Here is a 21,457-nt window from a genome sequence, read left to right as displayed (position 1 = left end):
GTAATAGGACGAGGAGTTATTGGTAATTGGTAAGTGGGGATTCAGGAAAAAGTAGGCAGTAGCAGTAGTTTTCAGTGGCAGTCAAATGAATTTCTTAACCTGTAATTCGAATATTCGTCCCGAACTTGTTCGGGATTCGCAATTCGTTCCCTGCGTGCGGTCACGTGGGCAGTAAAATTCAGAATTATAAAATGAACCGTTTCAATTTCATATCAGTCGTCATCGTGCCGTCCGATTCGAAATGCGTTCGTTTTACGCCGACAAAAATAAAATACTTCGATCCGCCCACCATTTTGAAAGCGCTCACGAGAACAATATCGCTGCGGTTCACTCCTTCATCCTGTTTTGCTTCGTACACCGTTTGAAATTTTTCTTCCTGCAGTAGAATTTTTTTCTCTGCGATGAGTGTGTAGAAAAATGTGGAGGCGTAAATTTCCAGCGATGGATCCTGCGGGTTGGGCCCTTTGTCTTCTTTTTCCAATTCCATGGCTTTGAAAGACGAACCTGGAATGGAATCGAAATTCATTTTCACTCCTTTATTGTAGAGATGATATTTTTTTATCGTATCGGCGGGAATATCACTCAGTCCCATCGCGCGCGTATTCGTGAGCCGGATCTTGGCGACATCGATACAGGAATCTGCCCTGGGTGCTTTTTTATAAATGGAAAAAAAAGTATTGATGTTTCCCCCGCCCGCACGTACCACGGTCCCGCGCATGAGTACGGTATCGCCCGTAGTGGAAAATAAAACAGTATCGCTGGTCGTCAGTGTTTGCGAAAATATTTTCCCGCCGGAAATAAAAATGAAAAATAAAAGCAGGGTGTTTTTCATGGGTGATCTTTCTTCGCAAGAAGTCTGCCAAATTTAGGAAAGATGGGCAGAGCACCAAGTGTTTTAGTTAAGATGGCGCTCTTTATTTCCGCTGAGCAAAAGAGAATATTCAAGGCGGTAATAATATTTATCGAAAAAATGTACTCCTGAAACGATGATCTCGTTTTCCTTTCCGTTCTCCGCGGTTGACAATGGCGCGTAGTCTACACCGAGCACATCATCGTCTCCGAAAAACACCGTGAGAATAGAATCATTATTCGTTTCGTAAGCCCGTTTTATTTTCTGCAGGTTCAGGCGCACTATGGGTTCTATCTGTTCCAGGTTTTTATTCCCATCGATTTCCAGCATTACAAAATCAAGCTGTCCATTTGCAAGCAACGCAAAACTGTCGGAAACAAATTCTTTTTTTTCTCCTATAGAATCGAACACCTGGTATTCGGAGATGAGCAATGAAGGAACGGCATTTGTATCGGGACCGAATTCATAAACGAGAAAAACAATTTCATCATTGTGTGTTGCAAAAATGGAAAGATCCTCGGCAAGATTTTCTACAGTGACCGCCACGCTCAATTTCGTTTTTGATCCTGCATTTTTCTGCTGCAATTTTTCATTTCTCTTCTGAAGTTTTGCATTTTTCCAGCCGGCACAGGAACCGGTGAGAAGAAGGGCCGAAAAAAGAAGGATGAAACGCATGCCTCAGTACTTTATTATCTTTTTTCTCGCGATCACTTTTGTTCCCGATGAAAGTACGATGAAATAAATTCCGGGTGAAAGTTCATTGACATAAAAATGGTCTGTTGCTTTTGCGGAATAAATTATTCTTCCCTGTCCATCTGCAAGAAAAATATCGGCACGTTGTGAAAAAAATATTTCATCCTGCACGGGATCCGGAAAAACAGTAATGAGATTTTCGCCGACTGAATTATTTTTTATTCCTGTAATTGAAAATACTTCGAGCGAATCGCACGTAGAACATCCATTCGCATCGGTCACACAACAAATAAGTTTTTCTGCGCACAGTCCCGTTGCCGTAGCAGTCGTTTGATTATCGGACCAGAGATAAGTATAAGGCGGAGTGCCTCCACTTGCTGTTGCTGTTGCCGTTCCATCGCAGCAGGAATCACAACTCACATCTGTAGTGGTGATCGTAATTGTTGGTGGCGGAGTTGAAGTGATCGTGATCGTTCCGGTGGAAGTGCAATTCGCCGAATCAGTAACGGTGCAGATATAATTTCCCGGGCAAAGTGCGGTGATGGAATCGGTTGTTTGTCCGGTTACCCACGCGTACGTAACGGGCCCCTGCGCGCCGGAATTTCCTACCCAGATGGAAGAATTACAATAGCCGCAAGGAGCCGAGTAAGTAGAAAGCACGAGTAAAGTGAGTCCGCAGGGTTGTGCGAAAATTTTTATTGACACAAAAAAAACAGGTAAGAAAAATAATTTTCTCATTTCGGATCAGCGGGATGATTCAAAATTTGTATTTAGTAAATTACTTTTTTCACCACTCTTCCACTTCTTGTTTCCAGCACCACGAAATAAACACCCTTGCGTGGCAGCATCAGTTCACCGGTGAATTCTTTTCCTTCTATAGGAGAAACCACTTCTTTTCCCTGGAGATCATACACACGCACCGATTGAATTCCGGAAGTCTGCCAGTTGGTGAAATGAATTTTTCCGTCTGATGTAGGATTCGGATAAACTTCTATCTGCGGAACTGCATTGCCATGCTGATCAATATTCGTGATCGTGTTATTCATGTCCACTTGTGCAACAAGCATCGGCGTCTGGTCGGCGGTATTGTACATGGTGTTGAACGAACTGATCTCCGGCGATGAATAAGAAAAAAGTTCATTGAGCCATGCACGCGGCACAGAAGAATAATAAACTTTCACCGTTACATTCAATTGCCCGCTGTAACCATTGAGGAAAATATGATAGTGAACATTGTCACCGCCTGTTCCTTCGGTGGGCCCGTTGTAATTGAAATCAGGATCATTTCCGATACCGATGATCTTTGTAGAATCATAAGAAGGATGTGAAGCGGAAAATCCTTTCGGACAAATGCGGTTGTCTTTTAAACACGTGTCCGCTCTTTCCAATACAGTTGTCGGATTATTATTCACATCACCCATTACCATTTCATAGATCTGCACATCATTGCCCGTATAGCAAACATCATGATGCGGTTCGAATCCGGGATCGCGGCCAATTAAATTTCCAACCACATCCTGCAAACCATTTGCATAAAGTGTATCGCCCATCGGATCGGTAACCACCATTTGTATCCATGCAATTCGCGATGGATAACCGGAAGGAAATTTATGCCCGCAACGATTAGTGAGATCCACATCATAATAAACCGTATCCACTGTACGATTCATTTGCGTTACTGCCATGATGAGTGTGCTGTCGCGCAGTTGCCGCGTTGTGCGCGCGATGGTCGTATCGAAATTGCTGGGATTACAAGTAGCTCCTACCTGCGTTATATTATTCTGCATGAGTTTCAGCATGAAAGCATTTCCGCCAACGAGATGGTGCCGCCCGAATGGAGATCGTCCGGGAATGAAAGGATAATTCGTTGCGAGTTTTATCGGATCGTTAATCTGGGGGATATGACAATGCTGGCATTGCAAACTATCTGTCCGATAAACAGAATTTTTCCATTCATGAAAAGTTGCCTGCTCAATGAAAGTTCCTCCTGTATAATTTCCGGAAAGATCTACGGTTTGAGTAAGCAGCGTATGGCAGGAAGCACAGAACTCGGATTTTTTTACATGCGGGCTTCCTGAAGGAGTGAACCCGACAAAAAATTCCATCACTGCACTCACAATAGTATCGTACGGACCATAAACATGTTTCTGCATGTAATGAAGATCACCGGAAAAATTATTTCCCATCAATGTATCCTGCTGTTGATGGCACGCGCTGCAATTCACTCCGTCGAGTCCGAATGTATCGGTCGCGAGCATCGCCATTGTATAATGCGGCTGGCCGAGATACATACTTTCAAATCTTCCCGTAGGCGCGTGACAGCGCGTGCATTTGTCTTGTATTTCGGTTGCTATTCCGGGATTCACTAAAATTTCGTGACTCACTTTCGCTCTCCACAACGGATCTTTTGCCGCATTCGCCATCATAGTTCCCTGCCAGTCATCCATGATATTTACATCTTCTCCCCACGAAGTATAGAGTGAAATTTGTGTGGGATCGTGGCCATGACATCCGCCGCAACGCCCACCGGTTGCGAAATAAGTATTGGTATCAAAAGGTTGCGATTGCAGCATATCATGCAATCGCGCAAGTTCAGCCGGCGTGTGAAAAGTGCGTGCTTCCGCTTTCATGTTGCGGATATTTGCACCCATGATCACTAGACTCACAGCGAGAATGAGAATGATAAATTTCCGGAATCGGAAAAAGTAAGTTTTTGCCAATGCTACTTTTTTGGAACATCTAATGTAAGGACAATGATTTTGCTTACAAAATGATCCTGCCACTTGTTAATGCCACGTATTTTTGATAATATAGCTGATTCAAATCATAACAAGTCCCTTCCTAAATCAACAATAATGAAACAAAATCTACCCAAAATCCTTTTTGCGCTTGGCCTGCTCCCAGTTGCCCTCTCTGCGCAAACCATCACAGCGTTTTCCGATCAGACTTCAACGCTCCTTACTTACACCACTTGTCATAGCGGAAATGCCGTCGGTGTATGCGACATGAATAATGATTTCAAAGATGACATCATTCGTGACAGCGCCAACAAAAAAATGTTCCTCGAATTTCAGAATGCTCCGAATGCCATGTTCACCAACATGCGTTATGTAGGATCATTCGGTTCACCATGGGGACTCTGCGTTGGTGATTACAATAATGACGGATACAATGACGTGTTCCAGGGCAGCAGCACCAACGCGTATCTTCTCACGTCAAACGCATCGACCAATTTCACTTATGAAAATGTGACGCTCACTTATGGTGGCAGTTCTGTTTTCACTCAAGGTTGCAACTTCGCCGATATCAATAACGACGGAAGTCTTGATATGTTCATTTGCCACGATACCGGAATGCCTAAACTTTATAAAGGCAACGGGGCTTTCGGTGGATGGATTTTTGATCAAACTATTATGCCACTCGCAACTTCTCCAGCTTCCGACAACAGCGGAAATTATGCATCCATCTGGACCGACGTGAATAATGATGGTTACATTGATTGCATGATCACACATTGCCGGCAGAGCGTAACCAATCCTCTTGATGCGCGCCGCATTGACCAGATCTTCATCAACAACGGAAACGGAACTTACACACAAGACGTAACCAACTGGACCAATCTTCGCGATGGAGCACAGGGATGGAGCACAGCATGGGGTGATATTGACAATGACGGAGACATGGATGCATTCGTTCTGAATTACGATGTGAATTCAAAACTCATGATCAATAATGGAAACGGTGTTTTCACCGACGTGATGGCTGCTTCCGGAATTCCTACTACTACAACTTACTTCGGAGAAAATGCAACATGGTCTGATTTTGACAATGACGGCTACCTCGATCTTCTCATCACGGGCGACAATCATTATCTCTACAGGAATAATCACAACAATACGTTCACCAATATCTCAACTCCTTTCCCGTATTCCAACAACCAAATTCGCGGACAGGGGATCGGTGATCTGAATGGCGATGGTTTTCTTGATGTGTATGCTACTTATGCAAATCTTTACAACAGTCCATCTGCAAGAAATGATAAAGTCTGGATCAACACGAACAGCACCAATGGAAATCATTGGGTGAAATACAATCTCATAGGCGGTGCAACACCGGGAATGTCGAATAAAAACGGAATTGGTGCAATCGTGAAAATTTATGGATCATGGGGAGAACAAGTTCGCGAAGTTCGTTCCGGCGAAGGTTATGGATTGGAAAATTCACTCTCTGTTTATTTCGGACTCGGATCTGCAACCAACATCGACAGCACCACTATCATCTGGCCGTCGGGTATTGTGGATCACATGCTCGGACTCGGCGCTGATGCCGGCTACACAGTGAATGAAGGACAATCTCCATTGTCAACACATTCCATTGCGCAAAATCCATTGAACATCGGTGTTTATCCGAATCCTTCTGCCGACGGAAATGTTTCCATTCACCTGAATAATTTTGCGCAGTACGGATTGAACAATCTTTCTCTCAACGTTTATGACGTGAATGGAAAAGTGGTTTACTCCGAAGCAGAATTGAAAAATTCAATTATCAATGTGAATACTTCGGAATTTAAAACCGGAATGTATTTCGTGCAGATCAGCAAAGGCGACAAACGCATTGCTGAAGAAAAAATGATCGTTCAATAATCATCCACTCATCGTTGAAAAAAAGTCCTCCTGCATGCAAAGAGGACTTTTTTTTCTCCGAATAAATCCATCACCGCCCATGAAAAAAATCTTTACTACTTCCGCACTCTGCGCACTCGCACTCGCGATGCATTCGCAAACCGCATCTTTCTCCGATCAAACAGCAACAGTACTTCCGACTCCCGCTTTTCATAGCGGCGATGGCGTAGGCGTGTGCGACATGAACGGCGATTTTAAAGACGACATCGTTCGCGCAAGCATGAACACGACGATGTACATCGAATACCAGAATGCACCGAACGCGCTGTTCGGAGAAACATCTTTTTCCAATAACATCGGTGATCCCTGGGGAATGTGTGTAGGCGATGTGAACAACGATGGATTCAATGATGTCTTCTGGGGCGATTACGGAAATACCATTGTACTCACACGTACAGGCGCGAGCACGTACTCAAGCAACAACTGGGCAACCACCACCGGCGCTCCTTTTATTTTTGTGCAGGGATGTAATTTTTTCGACATCAATAATGATTCGAAACTCGATGGATTTGTTTGCAACGACGATGCATCACCAAATATTTATGTGAACAATGGCGCAGGAAACTGGACGTGGGACAATTCGCTCATGCCGCTTGCAACTGTTCCTGCTTCTGACAACAGCGGAAATTATGCTTCTATCTGGACCGATGTGAACAACGACGGATTTGTCGATTGCATGGTCACACATTGCCGCCAGGGCGTAACTAATTCTACAGATCCGCGCCGCATTGACCAGGTGTGGATCAATAACGGAAACGGAACTTTTACGCAGGATGTAACGAACTGGACAGGATTGCGCGATGGTGCGCAGGGATGGAGCACAGCGTGGGGCGATATTGATAATGATGGCGACATGGATGCATTCGTTCTGAATTACGATGTGAATTCAAAACTAATGGTGAATAATGGAAGCGGAGTTTTCACAAATATGATGAGTGGTTCCGGAATTGCAAACACCACGACCATCTTCGGTGAGAATGCAACTTTCCAGGATTTCAACAATGACGGTTATCTCGATCTGATGATCTCCGGAAGCAATCATCTTGTTTACATGAATAATGGTAATCACACGTTCACGGCTCTTGCAAATCCATTTCCATACAGCACGAACCAGATCACTGCACACGGTGTTGGCGACCTGAACAACGACGGATTCCTCGATGTGTATGCGAGCTATTGCGACATTTATCAAACAGCAAATACTTCGCGCAATGATAAAGTGTGGATGAACACCACGAGCAATGGAAACCACTGGATAAAATTCAATCTCGTTGGCGGAGCAACAACAGGCATGTCGAATAAAAACGGCGTTGGTGCAATCGTAAAAATTTATGGCCCGTGGGGAATACAAGTTCGCGAAGTGCGTTCGGGCGAAGGTTATGGAATTCAAAATTCGCTCACACTTCATTTTGGTTTGGGTGCGAATACTTCTATGGATAGCGCAGTAGTTGTTTGGCCTTCCGGAATTGTTGATCATGTTCCATCCATGGCTTCGAACACAGCCTACACGATCAACGAAGGCGCTTACCCGCTCTCGACAAATTATTCCATTTACAAACCACTCGCTATCGGCGTTTATCCGAATCCTGCGATCAATGAAGATGCTTCTATTCACCTGATGAATTTCGGCCAGTATGGATTGAATAATCTTTCGCTGAATGTGTATGACATGAATGGAAAATTAGTTTACTCAGAAGCGGAACTGAAAAATTCCATCATCTACATCAGCCGCGATATGCTGAACAGCGGAATGTATTTCGTGGAAGTGAAACAGGGAGATAAACGATTGGCAACAGACAAACTGATCGTCGAGTAAAAAAGAAAAATACAACTAACAAATTCCAAAAAACTCCTTCGTGAAAGCGGAGGAGTTTTTTTTACGGAACGATTTTTGTATTAGCAACTCAAACGCTTTTCCCGAATGAAATTTATTTTCCCTGGAATATTTTTCTGCATTTTTTCACTGGTACTGAATTTTCATTTGCATGCACAGGAAACGAAAAAAGATTCATCCGGAACAAATATTCCGTTTTCTTATGATGTCGTTTTCAGAATGAAAAGTAAACCGGAAAAATTATATGCCATTTACAATGGAGACGCCGTTTCATTCATCCGCTATAAAGGAGAAGGGGAAGAAGGAATTTTTCTCGGGATGAAAGGAGATTCATTGTGCATCCAGCATCTCAGCAAAAAAGACTATGACTGGTACACCAATCTGGATACTACCGGGTTGAAAATAATTCCGGATACCGTTTATGTTTCTCTCAATGGAATTTATCACATTGTGACCGAACGCCCGGAAGAATATGACGAAGGAAGTTGCGCTCATTCTAATCACAGCAGTCATTCTTCTCCTGGTATTTCCGGGGCAGCAATTGCGGGAGGTGCAATGGTTTTCACAGCATTTGTTTTTATGGATGTAGCCCTACACGAGTGTGCCCGTGTAAAAATTCTCGATATGCGGGATTGGGAATTGGTGGAGTTATATTGATAGAGACGCCCTTCGCATAAAAGGGCCACCCACGGCCGACCCTTTTCAATAATTGTTTCCCGGAATTTTACTGTCCCTTCAATTTCAGATTTTTCTTTCCGTTCTTCTTCTTTTTATTTCCGGCAATATTCGGAACATCTTTTTTCGCCGGAATATCGGCCGTTGTATTTCCATTCGCATCCACGATCACAATTTCGTAACCGAGATTTTCGAGCCCGGGAAGAATTTTATCCTTGTCGCCGATCACCGTGATCACCATGTGATCGGGATCGAGCCATTTTTTTGCGAGCCCGTCTATTTCCGGTTTGGTCAGCGCCATGAGCACTTTGTGCTGCTCTTCCATATAATTATCGGGCAGTCCGTAGAAAATAATATTTTTTAAATAATATAATTTCTGGTACGGATCTTCATACGCCAAAGCTTCACTCTGCGAAACGGATTTTTTCGTGTACTCGAGTTCATCATTGGTAATTCCATTATCAGCATAATCTTTTATCGCTTTCATGAATTCAACAACGGAACTGTCGGATGCATCCCATTTCACCCCCGCATAAGAAGTAAATGTTCCCACATAATTTGTTCCGCCAAAACCCGATCCTGCTCCGTACGTCCATCCTTTTTCTTCGCGCAATTTCAGGTTCAGATGCGAATTGAAATTTCCGCCAAGCTCATAATTCATGATCGTCGATTTATAATATTCCCCGGTTGCATCATACGGCATTGCCAAGCGGCCCACGCGTATTTCCGATTGCGCTGCTTCCGGTTTATTGAAGAGGAAAATCTTTGTTTGCCCTGCCGCATTTTTCGGAAGCAATTCTTCGCGCGTGCGCAAAACAGCATTCGTGGATTTCCAGTCCTGAAGAAATTTCAGTTTACTTCCCATAGCACTCGGAGTAAGATCGCTCACCACGATGCAGTTGCCGATATTCGGAGAAAACATTTTTTGATAGTAGGCTTTCACATCATCGATCGTTAGCCGTGAAACAGTTGAAGCCGTTCCGATGAGCGGGTAACCTTGAATATTATTAGCGCCATAAATTTCTCGCGCGTAAATGAAAGAAGCCATTGCTCCTGCTGAGGTGGACATGTTCGCAATGGATTCCATCTGTTGTTTTTTCACGAGATCAAATTCGGTCGCGGCGAATTTCGGATGAAATATTTTTTCATTCACGAGTGCTAGTGTCGCATCGAGATTTCTGGTGAAGCAGGTAATGTTCACTGTGATCTCTTCATTGGTAACAGAAACACTCACATCGCTTCCGAGCAATTCAAATTGTTTTTCAAGATCCGCCGCCGAATGATTTTCCGTTGATTGATCCATCATGCGCACGAGCATGTACGCAACGCCCGCCTTCGACGTGTCCTCCTGCCGGTGCCCCGCGCTCACGTTGATCTGCATGTACGTGCGCGGAATTTCCGTGGAAGTTGTTCCGATCACTTTCAATCCATTTGCGAAAACATCTCTCCAGATGGCCGGCGCTTTCACTGCGGGAGTTGGCCCTGCAACAGGATGAACACCACGATCGAAATTATCGACGGCACGGTTGTAATGAAGATTTTTGTATTCGGCGCTTTCTTCCGCTCCTGCTTTGTGCGCCGGAGGAATATAATTATCGGGGCGCGCTTTCATTTCAGGATGTCCTTTCGGGCAAACGGTAAGCACTACCGCCGCTTTTCCTTTGATATATTTATTGTAAACGCGCATTACATCTTCTTTCGTTACGCTTTTGTAACGATCAAGATCTTTCTGCACAAGATTCGGATTTCCGTAAAATGTATTGTATTGCGCAAGTACAGATCCTTTTCCCTGCACACTCGTCATATTATCGAGCATGTATCCTTCCACAGTAAGCTGGTAACGTTTCACATCTTCATCTGTCGCGCCGGTTTTTTCAAATTGTGCCAATGCAATTTTTATGAGACTGTCTGCTTCATGCGGCGTATGCCCGGGATATGTTTTCACATTCATCGCAATCTGCCCGGCGAGTTCCATTGTAGCGCTGTACATATTTGCGCTCTGTGCAATTTTTGTTTCCACGAAAGTTTTATAGAAGATGGATCCTTTTCCTTCCGAAATAATATTGCACAGTGCATCCAGCGGCGCTTCATCAGGATCATTCGAAGGAACTCCCGGAAATGCCATTGTCAATTGAGGAAAACGCACATTGTCCTCATAAGAAATGCAGCGGTCAGAAGAAAGTGATGCAGGCATCTTTGGCATGTTGGTCACTTCGGGTCCGCGCGGAATGGGAGAGAAATATTTTTCTGCAAGTTTTAAAACTTCTGCCGTATTCACATCACCGGCAATAGTAAGGGTAGCATTGTTGGGTCCGTACCAGCGCATGAAAAAATTCTTGAGGTCCTGCACATTCACACGATTGAGATCATCAATGTACCCGATCGTTTCCCAGGAATACGGATGCCCTTCGGGATACATGGCTTCACCGATCTTTTCCCACACCAATCCATAAGGAGCATTGTCGTAACGCTGTCCTCTTTCATTTTTCACTGTGGCGCGCTGAATTTCGAATTTCTGCTGAGTAACAGAATCAAGAAGAAATCCCATGCGGTCTGCTTCGAGCCACATAGCGAGTTCAAGATTATTCGATGGCACCGTTTCAAAATAATTCGTGCGGTCGGTATTGGTAGAACCATTCATTTCTCCACCGGCTTCCGTGATGAGTTTGAAATGCTCTTCGTCGGCAACATGCGCTGATCCCTGGAACATCATGTGTTCGAAAAAATGTGCGAAGCCCGAACGTCCTTCCTGCTCGCGTGCGGAACCAACGTGATACGTTACATCCACGTACACGATAGGATCGGAATGATCTTCTGCAATAACGAGGTCGAGCCCATTGGGCAATTCGTATTTCGAATAAGGAATAACGAGATTACCCGGGCCATTCGATTCTACTTTCTCAATGAATTTTGTTTGCTGTTGCGCAACTGCGGAGAAAGAAAAAATAATGGAGAGTGAAAAGAGGATCTTTTTCATGTGCCGATTTTTAGAGGAACAAATATAGTTCATTGGGGGAAAGAAAATCCAAATGCCAAAATTTTCATTCATCCAGCGGGAATATTTTTTCTCCTTTCGCGTAATCTTTCTTCAAATGAAAAGCAACGTAAGTGATCTTCTTCGATTCTTTCAGAAATTTTTTTTCGTAGGTAGTTTGGATCGTCGTGAGCAGGTGGCCTTCTTCTTTTATTTCGCCATACACATCTTTCGAAGAGAATAATTTTTTGTGTTCTTCTTTGTCAATGATCCCGATCGTGAAATTATGCAGCAGTTCGCTGTCTGTTTTGAGATGGATGATTCCGTTTGATTTTAAAAGATGCGCATAGCGTTTCAGGAAAACAGGAGCCGTGAGCCGTTTGTTCGGTTTTTCTTTTTGCGGATCAGCGAATGTGATCCAGATTTCACTCACTTCATTCTCCGAAAAAAAACCATTAATGAAATCGATGCGTGTGCGGATAAATGCGGCATTGTCCAGTTTTTTTTCCTGCGCCATGCTCGCGCCCCTGTGCATGCGTGCGCCCTTGATGTCGATGCCAATGAAATTCTTTCCCGGGAAACGTTCGGCAAGTCCTACTGTGTATTCTCCCTTTCCACAACCCAGTTCCAATACGATTGGATTTTCATTATGAAAAAAATTTTCCTTCCATTTTCCACGCAAAGGGTGTAAACTTTTTTTCAGATCATAAAAACCATATTCCACCACGTGCGGCATGGATTTCATTTCTGCAAAACGGGTGAGTTTGTTCTTGTACATGAGGAATGCAAAAATAATGTACGATTTACAATTTACGATGGACAATTTCTGCGATAATACCTGAAAATAAAAACTCAATAAATCGTACATTGTAAATCGTAAATTGTAAATGCCGGAGGAGAAACAATGCCTTCATCCGTTAAAAAACGAGTTCTTATTGCTCCGCTTGACTGGGGCCTTGGCCATGCTACGCGGTGCGTGCCGGTGATAAAAGAATTTCTCCGGCAGAAGGCGGACGTGATCCTTGCAGCAGGGGGAAAACCTGCAAAATTCCTGAAGAAAGAATTTCCCGATCTGCGTGTGTTGAAATTTCCGGGTTACAATATCACTTATCCGCGCCATCGTTTTCTTGCTTTACATCTTGCCATGCTTTCTCCTTTCATTGCGGCTCGTGTGCGGAACGAAAGAAAAACCATAAGGAAAATAGTTGCAGAAAATGAAATTGACATTATCGTATCCGATAATCGTTTTGGTTGCCGCACACCGGAAACTTACAATGTTTACATCACCCATCAATTGAATGTGCTTACTCCATTCGGAAAAAAAGCAGCGACAAAATTTCACAAAAAATACTATGAACTGTTCGATGAAGTTTGGGTGCCGGATGTAGACGGAAAAATAAATATGTCGGGAGAACTCGGCCATGAAGAGGGGAATCATCCCTTCACACATTACGTGGGGCCGCTCACGCGATTCCTGCCGCAGGATATTCTCGAATCGCGAAAACAGAAATGGTGGCTGACGATCGTACTCTCGGGCCCGGAACCGCAGCGTTCCATTCTCGAAAAAACAGTGATGGATGAATGTGCAAAATTTTCTGAAGAAATTCTTCTCGTGCGCGGATTACCCGAAGGCGGAAAAAAAACGGAGCGTAAGTTTCCGCACGTTACGATCGCTGATCACATGAATGATGATGAACTGAAAGAAAATCTCATGGCATCGATGCATGTGTTGTGCCGGCCGGGATATTCTGCGCTCTGCGATCTTTCTGCATTGAACATCACACCCATTGTCATTCCCACTCCGGGACAAACCGAACAGGAATATCTCGCCGGTTATCACTCGCAGATGCGTCACCTGGTTTCTTTCCCACAAAAAAAATTCAACCTCGGAAAAGCGATACGCGAAAAAGCACAGATGAATTTATTCGGGATCTACGCTGATAAACTTGCGCTGGAAAGAAGAGTGAGAAAAGTGCTGCATAAGTAGTACGAAATACGCTAATTTACTTTCGGTAATGTAAAAGAAAATGTAGATCCGATCCCTTCGCTGCTGCGTACGTTGATGGTTTGTCCGTGTGCTTCGAGAATATGTTTTACGATCGCGAGCCCGAGCCCGGTACCACCCTGCTCTCTCGATCTTCCTTTATCCACGCGATAGAAACGTTCGAACAAACGCGGAAGATGTTCTTTCGAAATTCCGATCCCGTTGTCAGAAATTTCCACGAGGATATGATCATCCATATCGTAAAAACGCGTTTCAGTTTCCCCTCCTTCTTTTCCATACTTGATGGAATTCGTAATAAGATTCGTGAGCACCTGGCGGATCCGGTCTTTATCTGCATTCACATAAACTGCTTTATACGTTTCGCGGAATTTCATGGAAACTTTTCTGCTCTTCGCTTTCATTTCCTGCGAATAATAAACTTCCATCACCAGCGCATAAATGTCGAATGGAGTGCGCTCGATGATCATCTGCCCGGCTTCGAGGCGTGAAATACTTTCTAAATCTTCCACTATATTGATCATGCGTTCCACACCTTTTTCCGCACGCTCGAGATAATTGCGGTTGATGTTCGGATCATTGAGTCCGCCATCGAGTAGTGTTGTAACATAACCCTGTATATTGAAGATGGGTGTTTTCAATTCGTGAGAAACATTGCCGAGAAATTCTCTCCGGTAATTTTCCAGTTTTTTCAGATCTTCTATTTCGTGCGACCGGTTCTGCATCCAGTCGGAAACTTCTTTCTGAATTTCACGAAGCGGATCTTCAAAATCAGGGATTTCTGTTTTCCCGCTGTCGTCCCCTTTCAGATTGTAAATAGCTTTGTAAAGCGCGTTGATCGGGCGATTCACAAAATTCCTCACGTAGTAGAAAAAAACAAAATAGCTGATGAACCCGGTTGAAAGGAAAACGATCAGTGAAATAAACCACGCTACAGAAACATGGTAAGAAAGTGAAATGATAAACGTAGTTCCTCCGGCAACAACACCGGAAAGCAACGCCGTAAGAAATGCAACTTTTCGCAGGGAAGGTTGTTTCATCGGGACAAAGATAGTTTTGAGTTTTGAGTTATGAGTTGAAAATTTATTGATCAGCACTACAGCATCTCACCGCTCAATACTCATTGCTCAAACTATTCAGAAATCAAATTTATAGCCCACGCCTTTCACCGTCTTTATATAATCTTCCCCGATCTTCTCTCTAAGTTTTCGCACATGCACATCTATCGTTCTGTCGCCCACCACCACTTCATCGCCCCACACTTTATTCATAATTTCTTCACGCGCAAAAACTTTTCCCGGCTTGGAAGCGAGCAATGAAAGCAATTCAAATTCTTTTCTCGGAAGTGAAATATCATTCCCGTCTTTGTAAATAAGATAACTGTCGCGGTCAATTTTTATTCCGCCGAGGTCGAGCACTTTTGAATCTTCTGCGGACGGAATTCTTTTCAGCAATGCTTTTATCCGGCTCATGAGCACGCGCGGGCGAATGGGTTTGTTGATGTAATCATCGGCGCCGGCATCGAATCCGGCGATGTGGGAATAATCTTCACTCCGCGCAGTGAGAAATGCGATGATGGTTTTGTCCATTCCTTTCATCTGCCGCATGCGCGCGCAAACTTCCATTCCGTCGAGGCCGGGCATCATCACATCGAGTAAAACGAGATCTGGTTTTTCTTTTGCGGAAATTTCCAGCGCTTCTTTACCACCACTTGCTGTGAAAACAGCGTATCCTTCTTTCTTCAGATTATAAGTAAGGAATTCAAGAATATCCTCTTCATCATCCACCACTAATATCCTGTGCGTTTCATTCATATCAATAAATTCAGAATTCTCTAACAAATGTAGGGGCAAATGCGATAAGGGTATGTTAACAGAAAATTAATTAAACCATTAATTCAAATGCATTACCCCGGAAACTTTACTTGCAATTCAACTGCTATTCCGCTATCTTTCTTCATTCAACCCCGCATGAAAAATCTTTTTCTTGTTTTTATATTTCTTTTTTCAGTTGGATTAAGTGCGCAAACTCCATTTGCGAATGCACTTTCCATTTCCTTCGCAAACAGTTCGAAGATGAAAGATGTTTCGCGCTGCAGCGATGGCGGTTACGTCCTTTGCATGGACATGAACACTTTTCCTCAACAGGGCGCCTACGTGGTGCGCACGGATGTGAACGGCCAAATGCAATGGGCGCGATCGGTAACGCCTCCTTCGAATGCTGACCAGATGAATACATTTCAAGTGGCGGAATCTGTGAATGGCGGCTATTATCTTTTCGGCGAATACATGGATTCCGCTTCGAATATTGTAAATTATTTTATCACTTTTCTTGACGTGAATGGAAATCTTCTTTCCACGAAAAGAATTCCAACCGATGATTATACTTCTTATGATCCGCACATTCAACAGGACAGCGCCGGTGGATTCTGCATTGCTACCTGTCTTTATTATAAAATGGCGATGATCCGTACCGATGCTTCCGGAAACGTTCTCTGGGCGCATGCAGTTTCCAACAATTCTACATTTTTGTGGCCGGTAAATTCTTCCTACGATTGTTTAATAAATGACGATGGAAGTTTGTTGTTATCAGGCACAGCATCTTCTCATCTTGTTCTTCAGAAAACAAATGCAGCCGGACAAACAATATGGATCCACGGATATTCCGACGGTCAATCGGGCTTTCTGCCTTTTATTACCGCGCATGCTACGGGTGGTTACCTGATCGCAGGAGATGCCGGCAACGACAGATTTATAATGAAAACAGATACGTCAGGAAATATTTCCTGGTACGATGCATTTCCTTCCGTTGCCACTTCTGCGAGCGATTTTTCTTTTACTGATATGTATGAACTTTCTTCCGGAGAAATTGAAATTTCAGGAGCTTCATTTTATACATCATTTCTCGATTTCACGATGCGGCTTGATGCTGCAGGGAATGTACTAAGCGCAAATACGATCGGTGATGGAAACTCGCTTGAATTTTATAATTCTGCGATGTGCATTACACCGCTTGATGAAATAGTGCTCAGCGGGTACGCGGTAGATCAGGCCAACAGTCTTTCCGGAGAAAGTATTCTGCGAACAAACACCGGCGGAAATTTTTCCTGTCTTTCGAATCCTTACACAATTTTCCCTGATACGGCAGCGCCCATTCCCACTATACAACCCGATACTTTTTATTTCCTCAATGAAAACTGGTCGGCGGTGACATCGTTGAATTTTCATTCTACCAATCTTCCTTTTACCCAGGCCGACTTCTGCACGCTTTTTTCTGTGAATGAAAATAATCAGGCGGAAGATGTTTTGAAAATTTATCCTTCGCCGGTGGAGCAGGGAGAAAATATTTTTATTGAAACAGATCACTTCTCCGGGGAATACTTTCTGACTTTTTACGACGTGATTGGAAAAACGGTAAAAAAATTCAACCGCACTTTCAGCGGCGTTCAGGAAAAAACAGAATTGGAAACTTCGGGATTGGCAAAAGGAATTTACATGCTGAGGATTACCAATGAGAAAAATGAATTGGTAGGGGCAGGAAAATTTGCGATCGACTGAGAAACTGTTTATCCTGAATATTGGCAAATTCAGCATAAATGTTGTGTTTCATTGAGAAAACGGGGGTTCCCCTCTTCTGGACTGGTAAGAAGTTGCAGAATTTGTGCTTGATTTCTACGGATTTTCGTTTTACTTTAGACTTCGAACTAATACCCCGTTACATGAAAAAGTTATACTCCTTCACTTTGCTTTCTATTTGCGGAGCAATGGCATTCGCACAAAGCAATTTCCAGAAAGCGATCTCTATTCCTTTCACCAACACGCCTTCTCCTAAAAGCATTATTCAGTGCAGCGACGGCGGTTATTTAATTGGTGCTAGTTCCTATAATGCCGGCAACTATCTTATCCGCACGGATGCGAATGGAACGGTTACCTGGACAAAATCAATTTCACTCGCATCGGGCGCTGCGCTCGACGAAGTGGGACAAAATACTTCTCTTGGGTATTATGTTTTGTCGGAAGGATCTGATTCTTCTTTCATGAGTACGAGATATTATCTGACTTTGCTGGATGCGGGCGGAAGTATTCTTTCTACGCACCAGTATTCCACCAACGGTTATACTTATAATTCTGCGAAAGTGCGTCAAACGCTGGATGGAGGATATATGATCTCCGAATCGCTCTATGAAAAAATAGGTGCGCTTAAAACAGATGGCAATGGCGTTGCACAATGGAATTATTCTTTCACTGCCGATACTTCAATTTCAGCAAAAGATCCGAGTTTCGATTGTGTTGTGAATTCTGATGGAAGCATGATCTTCACCGGCAAACGTTCATCTGATATAGCCCTTGTAAAATCTGACGCAAGCGGAAATATGATGTGGACAAAAACACTTTCCAACGGATCATCGTATTATCATACCAATTCCATTGCAGCTCTTCCTGGTGGAGGATACATCATTGCAGGTTATGAAGATTATATTGCATTCCTGATGAAAACGGATGCAAGCGGAAATATTACCTGGTACAAAACGTACACCGATCCTGCGCTTGGTTATTTTTCTTTCTCTCACGTTGCAGTTCTTCCGAATGGAAATCTTTTCCTCGAAGCTTCTGATATGTGGATGATGAATTACCAGACCGAGTACGTGCTCTCTGATCCGAATGGAAATATCATCCGGTCTTTCACCTACGGGGATGGCTCCAACTCTATGCTCACTAATCCTTCCTTCACACTGACCAGCGACGGTGGCGTTGCACTTACGGGTTATTACACCGATAATAGTTCCGGCCTTTCCGGAATTGGCCTGATCAAAATGGATGGAAATTTCAATTCCGGTTGTCAGCAATTCAATGCTACTGCACAAAACACCACAGGTGCAGGCGCTCCTTATTCACAGTCGGTTCCTTTTTTCCGCATTACTGAAAATGCAAATGGAACAGCACTTAGCACCGGAACTGTTTCAATTCTCGCAACCGAAGCTGATTTCTGTACACTCTTCAGTGTGCAGGAACACGGTTCGAATATTGCCGATGTGGCCGTTTACCCCTCACCGGTTGCCAACGGAGAAATGCTTCATGTAAATATTCCGGGAGTTGTTGGGAAAACGGTGATCTCGGTTTACGATGCTACAGGACGCTTGCTTGATGCAAAAGAACAGGAATTAGTCATGAACACTCCTGTTGATCTGCAAACCACGGGTTATAGCAAAGGTGTTTACCTCGTGCGTATTACCGATGTGAATTCAAATCTCATTGGTGAAACAAAATTCATTGTAGAATAATTCACTCACACTTTTTATGGACAGGCGATCTCAGGGTCGCCTGTTTTTTTTTGTTCAGTTGTAAATGAACAATTCTTTATTGAAAACTATTCTTCACTTTCTTCTTGAAATTTCTGCCGATGCTTCGTTAAATTTAACGGAGCAAAATGAAAGGTAAACCCGGATCGGATTTTTTTTACATGGTGTACGAAGTGGTTCGCCTCGTTCCGAAAGGACGCATCACTACGTACGGCGCAATTGCGAAATACCTGGGCATGAAAGGTTCTTCGCGCATGGTGGGCTGGGCCATGAACAGTTCGCATTCGCATCACTCACCTGTGCCCGCGCATCGCGTCGTGAATCGCGAAGGATTGCTTACCGGGAAAAGTCATTTTGCTTCTCCTTCACTCATGCAGGAATTACTCGAGAACGAAGGCATTCATGTACGCAACGACAAAGTGCAGAATTTTAAAAATCATTTCTGGGATCCGGGGACGGAGCTGAAGCTTTAACCGTCGCACTTTCCTGCGCTCCATTCAATAGAGTTTATTCCGAATAAGATACTAAATGCGCAACAGGAAACTTTTTGGCATTCAAATGAATCAGACTGAGCATCGGGAATGCCTTGCAAATGCTCAGTTTTTAATAATGGAGCGCTTGCAATCATTGTTATACAACTCTTAATCGATATAAACTCTAATGATTCAAAAAATCCAGGACTATTAATTCTTCGAATACACTTCCATCCTGAAATACGCGGCAAACTGAACGGGGACTCCGTATTCGCAATTATATTCTTCTTTCGGCGCAGAAGATTTTGCTTTGGCAGAATATGTTTTCAGCGCATAACGATCCACGAAACCAAAGTCGTGAATGAGTTCCCATTTCGCATTATTTTTTTTGAAAAAAGAATAACCGATCTGCGTACGTAAGTGATCACCATCTTTTATTTTCCTTATCACCACGCACATCCCAATCTCTTCTCCACCGCATTTCCCGAGCGAAACAGTATCTGTTTTCCCACTCGTTTCCACCTGAATTCTTTTCCCCCTCGGAAACTTCAGCGAGTCTCCATTCACATAAATTCTGTCGATAGCAATATCTACGTAATAACTTTTTTGCGCACAGAGAACTGTATTTACCAATAGGAAAATGAAGATCATCCCTTGTTTCATAACCGAAATGTAACAAAAGACCTGCCATGAACAGTTGTCAGCGGCGCTGACTCCCGACAACCGGTGCTGACCTCAATTCACTAACTTTGCATTATGAATATCACCACCAATCAGGTTCTTGATGCATTGCGTAATGTGGATGATCCGGATCTTAAAAAAGATATTGTCACACTCGGAATGGTAAAGGAACTTGTCATCAACGACAATAAAGTTTCTTTCACCGTTGTGCTCACGACCCCTGCCTGCCCGCTGAAAGATCTCATACACCGTGCCTGTGTGAATGCTGTGAAATATTATGTGAGTAAGGATGTGGAGGTAGAAGTAAAAATGACATCTAATGTTTCCACGCAGAAAAAGGGGCCTGCGCTTCCCGGTGTAAAAAATATTATTGCTGTTGCTTCCGGAAAAGGCGGCGTGGGAAAATCTACCATTGCTTCCAATCTCGCGTGTGCGCTCGCAATGACAGGTGCAAAAGTGGGATTGATAGATGCCGACATTTATGGCCCGTCTGCTCCGCTCATGTTCGACGTGATGAACGAAAAACCTTTGCTAAAAGAAGTGAACGGAAAAACAATGATGATCCCGGTTGAAAGTTATGGAGTGAAAATAATGTCGATGGGATTTTTTGCACATAGCAATGAAGCAGTGGCATGGCGCGGGCCAATTGCGGTGCGTGCGCTCACGCAAATGATCACCGAAGCCGAATGGGGCGAACTCGATTATATGATCGTGGATCTTCCTCCCGGCACCGGCGATATTCATCTCTCTCTCGTTGCTGCAGTTCCTGTTACCGGCGCTGTCATTGTGAGTACGCCGCAGAATGTGGCGCTCGCTGATGCGCGCAAGTGCGCGGCCATGTTCCGTATGCAGGCGATCAATGTTCCGGTGCTTGGTATCGTGGAAAATATGGCGTGGTTTACACCGGCAGAACTTCCGGAAAATAAATATTTCATTTTCGGAAAAGAAGGAGCTGCACGTTTTGCAGAAGACATCGGCGTTCCTTTGCTCGGACAAATTCCATTAGTGCAGAGTATTTGCGAATCGGGTGATGCCGGCCGCCCTGCTGTTTTGCAGAATGATACCATCCAGGCAAAAGCATTTCTCGAAATGTCAGGAAATGTTGCACGACACATTGCGATAAGAAATTCGAAGGAAATAGAAGTTGCCGCACAATAATATTGAAAAAAGACAAAAAAGAAATCCAAATAACAAAATAACTACTTACCGATTGGAATTTGGTAGTGGCTCAGTTTGCTCTTTTCCGATTCAACTTCGCGCCTTGGCGCCTTCGCGGTTCCTAAACCATTCTTTT

17 protein-coding genes are annotated in these 21,457 nt (G+C 43.7%); 8 read left to right on the top strand and 9 right to left on the bottom strand.

Features of this window, described 5'->3' with window-relative positions; genetic code table 11:
- Window positions 1-184 precede the first annotated feature (184 nt).
- From HY064_09585 to HY064_09570, 4 genes are all read right to left on the bottom strand, one after another.
- Window positions 185-832 (bottom strand): hypothetical protein, encoded by a 648-nt coding sequence (locus HY064_09585; GenBank protein MBI3510907.1) that lies wholly within the window; start codon window positions 830-832, stop codon window positions 185-187.
- Between the two features lie 63 nt (window positions 833-895).
- Window positions 896-1,525 carry a hypothetical protein gene (locus tag HY064_09580; protein ID MBI3510906.1) on the bottom strand — a complete coding sequence of 210 codons (630 nt, stop codon included), beginning with the start codon at window positions 1,523-1,525 and terminating at the stop codon, window positions 896-898.
- Window positions 1,526-1,528: 3 nt separating this feature from the next.
- A complete protein-coding gene (locus HY064_09575; GenBank protein MBI3510905.1) occupies window positions 1,529-2,281 on the bottom strand; it encodes a T9SS type A sorting domain-containing protein in 753 nt (250 codons plus the stop codon).
- Window positions 2,282-2,313: 32 nt separating this feature from the next.
- On the bottom strand, window positions 2,314-4,263 hold the full coding sequence (locus tag HY064_09570) for a T9SS type A sorting domain-containing protein (protein MBI3510904.1): 1,950 nt from the start codon (window positions 4,261-4,263) through the stop codon (window positions 2,314-2,316).
- Window positions 4,264-4,398: 135 nt separating this feature from the next.
- On the opposite strand from HY064_09570, the gene HY064_09565 reads away from it, so the two are divergent.
- From HY064_09565 to HY064_09555, 3 genes are all read left to right on the top strand, one after another.
- Window positions 4,399-6,186 (top strand): VCBS repeat-containing protein, encoded by a 1,788-nt coding sequence (locus HY064_09565; protein ID MBI3510903.1) that lies wholly within the window; start codon window positions 4,399-4,401, stop codon window positions 6,184-6,186.
- A 79-nt stretch (window positions 6,187-6,265) separates the two neighbouring features.
- Complete coding sequence (locus HY064_09560; protein ID MBI3510902.1) at window positions 6,266-8,041, top strand: VCBS repeat-containing protein; 1,776 nt, start codon at window positions 6,266-6,268, stop codon at window positions 8,039-8,041.
- Between the two features lie 105 nt (window positions 8,042-8,146).
- The gene (locus HY064_09555) at window positions 8,147-8,716 is read left to right on the top strand and encodes a hypothetical protein (protein ID MBI3510901.1); all 570 of its coding nucleotides are present in this window, start codon (window positions 8,147-8,149) and stop codon (window positions 8,714-8,716) included.
- Between the two features lie 67 nt (window positions 8,717-8,783).
- On the opposite strand, the gene HY064_09550 is transcribed toward HY064_09555, so the two are convergent.
- Both HY064_09550 and trmB read right to left on the bottom strand, forming a co-directional pair.
- Window positions 8,784-11,711 carry an insulinase family protein gene (locus HY064_09550; GenBank protein MBI3510900.1) on the bottom strand — a complete coding sequence of 976 codons (2,928 nt, stop codon included), beginning with the start codon at window positions 11,709-11,711 and terminating at the stop codon, window positions 8,784-8,786.
- 64 nt (window positions 11,712-11,775) lie between these two features.
- Window positions 11,776-12,576 (bottom strand): tRNA (guanosine(46)-N7)-methyltransferase TrmB, encoded by an 801-nt coding sequence (gene trmB, locus HY064_09545; protein MBI3510899.1) that lies wholly within the window; start codon window positions 12,574-12,576, stop codon window positions 11,776-11,778.
- Between the two features lie 36 nt (window positions 12,577-12,612).
- Here trmB and HY064_09540 point away from each other — a divergent pair, with 36 nt between their 5' ends.
- Window positions 12,613-13,695: a glycosyltransferase gene (locus HY064_09540; GenBank protein ID MBI3510898.1), complete on the top strand. Its 1,083-nt coding sequence runs from the start codon at window positions 12,613-12,615 to the stop codon at window positions 13,693-13,695.
- Between the two features lie 11 nt (window positions 13,696-13,706).
- Here the strand turns inward: HY064_09540 and HY064_09535 are convergent, their stop codons facing one another.
- A complete protein-coding gene (locus tag HY064_09535; protein MBI3510897.1) occupies window positions 13,707-14,750 on the bottom strand; it encodes a sensor histidine kinase in 1,044 nt (347 codons plus the stop codon).
- A gap of 96 nt (window positions 14,751-14,846) precedes the next feature.
- The gene (locus HY064_09530; GenBank protein ID MBI3510896.1) at window positions 14,847-15,524 is read right to left on the bottom strand and encodes a response regulator transcription factor; all 678 of its coding nucleotides are present in this window, start codon (window positions 15,522-15,524) and stop codon (window positions 14,847-14,849) included.
- 156 nt (window positions 15,525-15,680) lie between these two features.
- Here HY064_09530 and HY064_09525 point away from each other — a divergent pair, with 156 nt between their 5' ends.
- The 3 genes from HY064_09525 to HY064_09515 all read left to right on the top strand — a co-directional run bounded on the left by HY064_09525 (window position 15,681) and on the right by HY064_09515 (window position 19,482).
- Window positions 15,681-17,267, top strand: coding sequence for a T9SS type A sorting domain-containing protein (locus HY064_09525; GenBank protein MBI3510895.1), 1,587 nt, complete (start codon window positions 15,681-15,683; stop codon window positions 17,265-17,267).
- 161 nt (window positions 17,268-17,428) lie between these two features.
- The gene (locus HY064_09520; protein ID MBI3510894.1) at window positions 17,429-18,991 is read left to right on the top strand and encodes a T9SS type A sorting domain-containing protein; all 1,563 of its coding nucleotides are present in this window, start codon (window positions 17,429-17,431) and stop codon (window positions 18,989-18,991) included.
- A gap of 146 nt (window positions 18,992-19,137) precedes the next feature.
- Complete coding sequence (locus tag HY064_09515; protein MBI3510893.1) at window positions 19,138-19,482, top strand: MGMT family protein; 345 nt, start codon at window positions 19,138-19,140, stop codon at window positions 19,480-19,482.
- A gap of 210 nt (window positions 19,483-19,692) precedes the next feature.
- Here the strand turns inward: HY064_09515 and HY064_09510 are convergent, their stop codons facing one another.
- Window positions 19,693-20,133: a hypothetical protein gene (locus tag HY064_09510; protein ID MBI3510892.1), complete on the bottom strand. Its 441-nt coding sequence runs from the start codon at window positions 20,131-20,133 to the stop codon at window positions 19,693-19,695.
- 105 nt (window positions 20,134-20,238) lie between these two features.
- Here HY064_09510 and HY064_09505 point away from each other — a divergent pair, with 105 nt between their 5' ends.
- The gene (locus HY064_09505; protein MBI3510891.1) at window positions 20,239-21,321 is read left to right on the top strand and encodes an Mrp/NBP35 family ATP-binding protein; all 1,083 of its coding nucleotides are present in this window, start codon (window positions 20,239-20,241) and stop codon (window positions 21,319-21,321) included.
- The last annotated feature ends 136 nt before the right edge of the window (window positions 21,322-21,457 follow it).

This window comes from Bacteroidota bacterium (assembly GCA_016194975.1).
In the GTDB taxonomy this organism is placed as follows: domain Bacteria; phylum Bacteroidota; class Bacteroidia; order Palsa-965; family Palsa-965.
Note: the sequence above shows the minus strand (reverse complement) of the source record. Positions and strands in the feature narration are given on the sequence as shown.

Coding starts and splice junctions, on each gene's coding strand:
- HY064_09535 (MBI3510897.1), bottom strand. CDS start 14,750: ATGAAACAACCTTCCCTGCGAAAAGTTGCATTTCTTACGGCGTTGCTT.
- HY064_09525 (MBI3510895.1), top strand. CDS start 15,681: ATGAAAAATCTTTTTCTTGTTTTTATATTTCTTTTTTCAGTTGGATTA.
- HY064_09550 (MBI3510900.1), bottom strand. CDS start 11,711: ATGAAAAAGATCCTCTTTTCACTCTCCATTATTTTTTCTTTCTCCGCA.
- HY064_09520 (MBI3510894.1), top strand. CDS start 17,429: ATGAAAAAGTTATACTCCTTCACTTTGCTTTCTATTTGCGGAGCAATG.
- HY064_09565 (MBI3510903.1), top strand. CDS start 4,399: ATGAAACAAAATCTACCCAAAATCCTTTTTGCGCTTGGCCTGCTCCCA.
- HY064_09555 (MBI3510901.1), top strand. CDS start 8,147: ATGAAATTTATTTTCCCTGGAATATTTTTCTGCATTTTTTCACTGGTA.
- HY064_09560 (MBI3510902.1), top strand. CDS start 6,266: ATGAAAAAAATCTTTACTACTTCCGCACTCTGCGCACTCGCACTCGCG.
- HY064_09585 (MBI3510907.1), bottom strand. CDS start 832: ATGAAAAACACCCTGCTTTTATTTTTCATTTTTATTTCCGGCGGGAAA.
- HY064_09580 (MBI3510906.1), bottom strand. CDS start 1,525: ATGCGTTTCATCCTTCTTTTTTCGGCCCTTCTTCTCACCGGTTCCTGT.
- HY064_09510 (MBI3510892.1), bottom strand. CDS start 20,133: ATGATCTTCATTTTCCTATTGGTAAATACAGTTCTCTGTGCGCAAAAA.
- HY064_09575 (MBI3510905.1), bottom strand. CDS start 2,281: ATGAGAAAATTATTTTTCTTACCTGTTTTTTTTGTGTCAATAAAAATT.
- HY064_09540 (MBI3510898.1), top strand. CDS start 12,613: ATGCCTTCATCCGTTAAAAAACGAGTTCTTATTGCTCCGCTTGACTGG.
- HY064_09515 (MBI3510893.1), top strand. CDS start 19,138: ATGAAAGGTAAACCCGGATCGGATTTTTTTTACATGGTGTACGAAGTG.
- HY064_09530 (MBI3510896.1), bottom strand. CDS start 15,524: ATGAATGAAACGCACAGGATATTAGTGGTGGATGATGAAGAGGATATT.
- HY064_09505 (MBI3510891.1), top strand. CDS start 20,239: ATGAATATCACCACCAATCAGGTTCTTGATGCATTGCGTAATGTGGAT.
- trmB (MBI3510899.1), bottom strand. CDS start 12,576: ATGTACGATTTATTGAGTTTTTATTTTCAGGTATTATCGCAGAAATTG.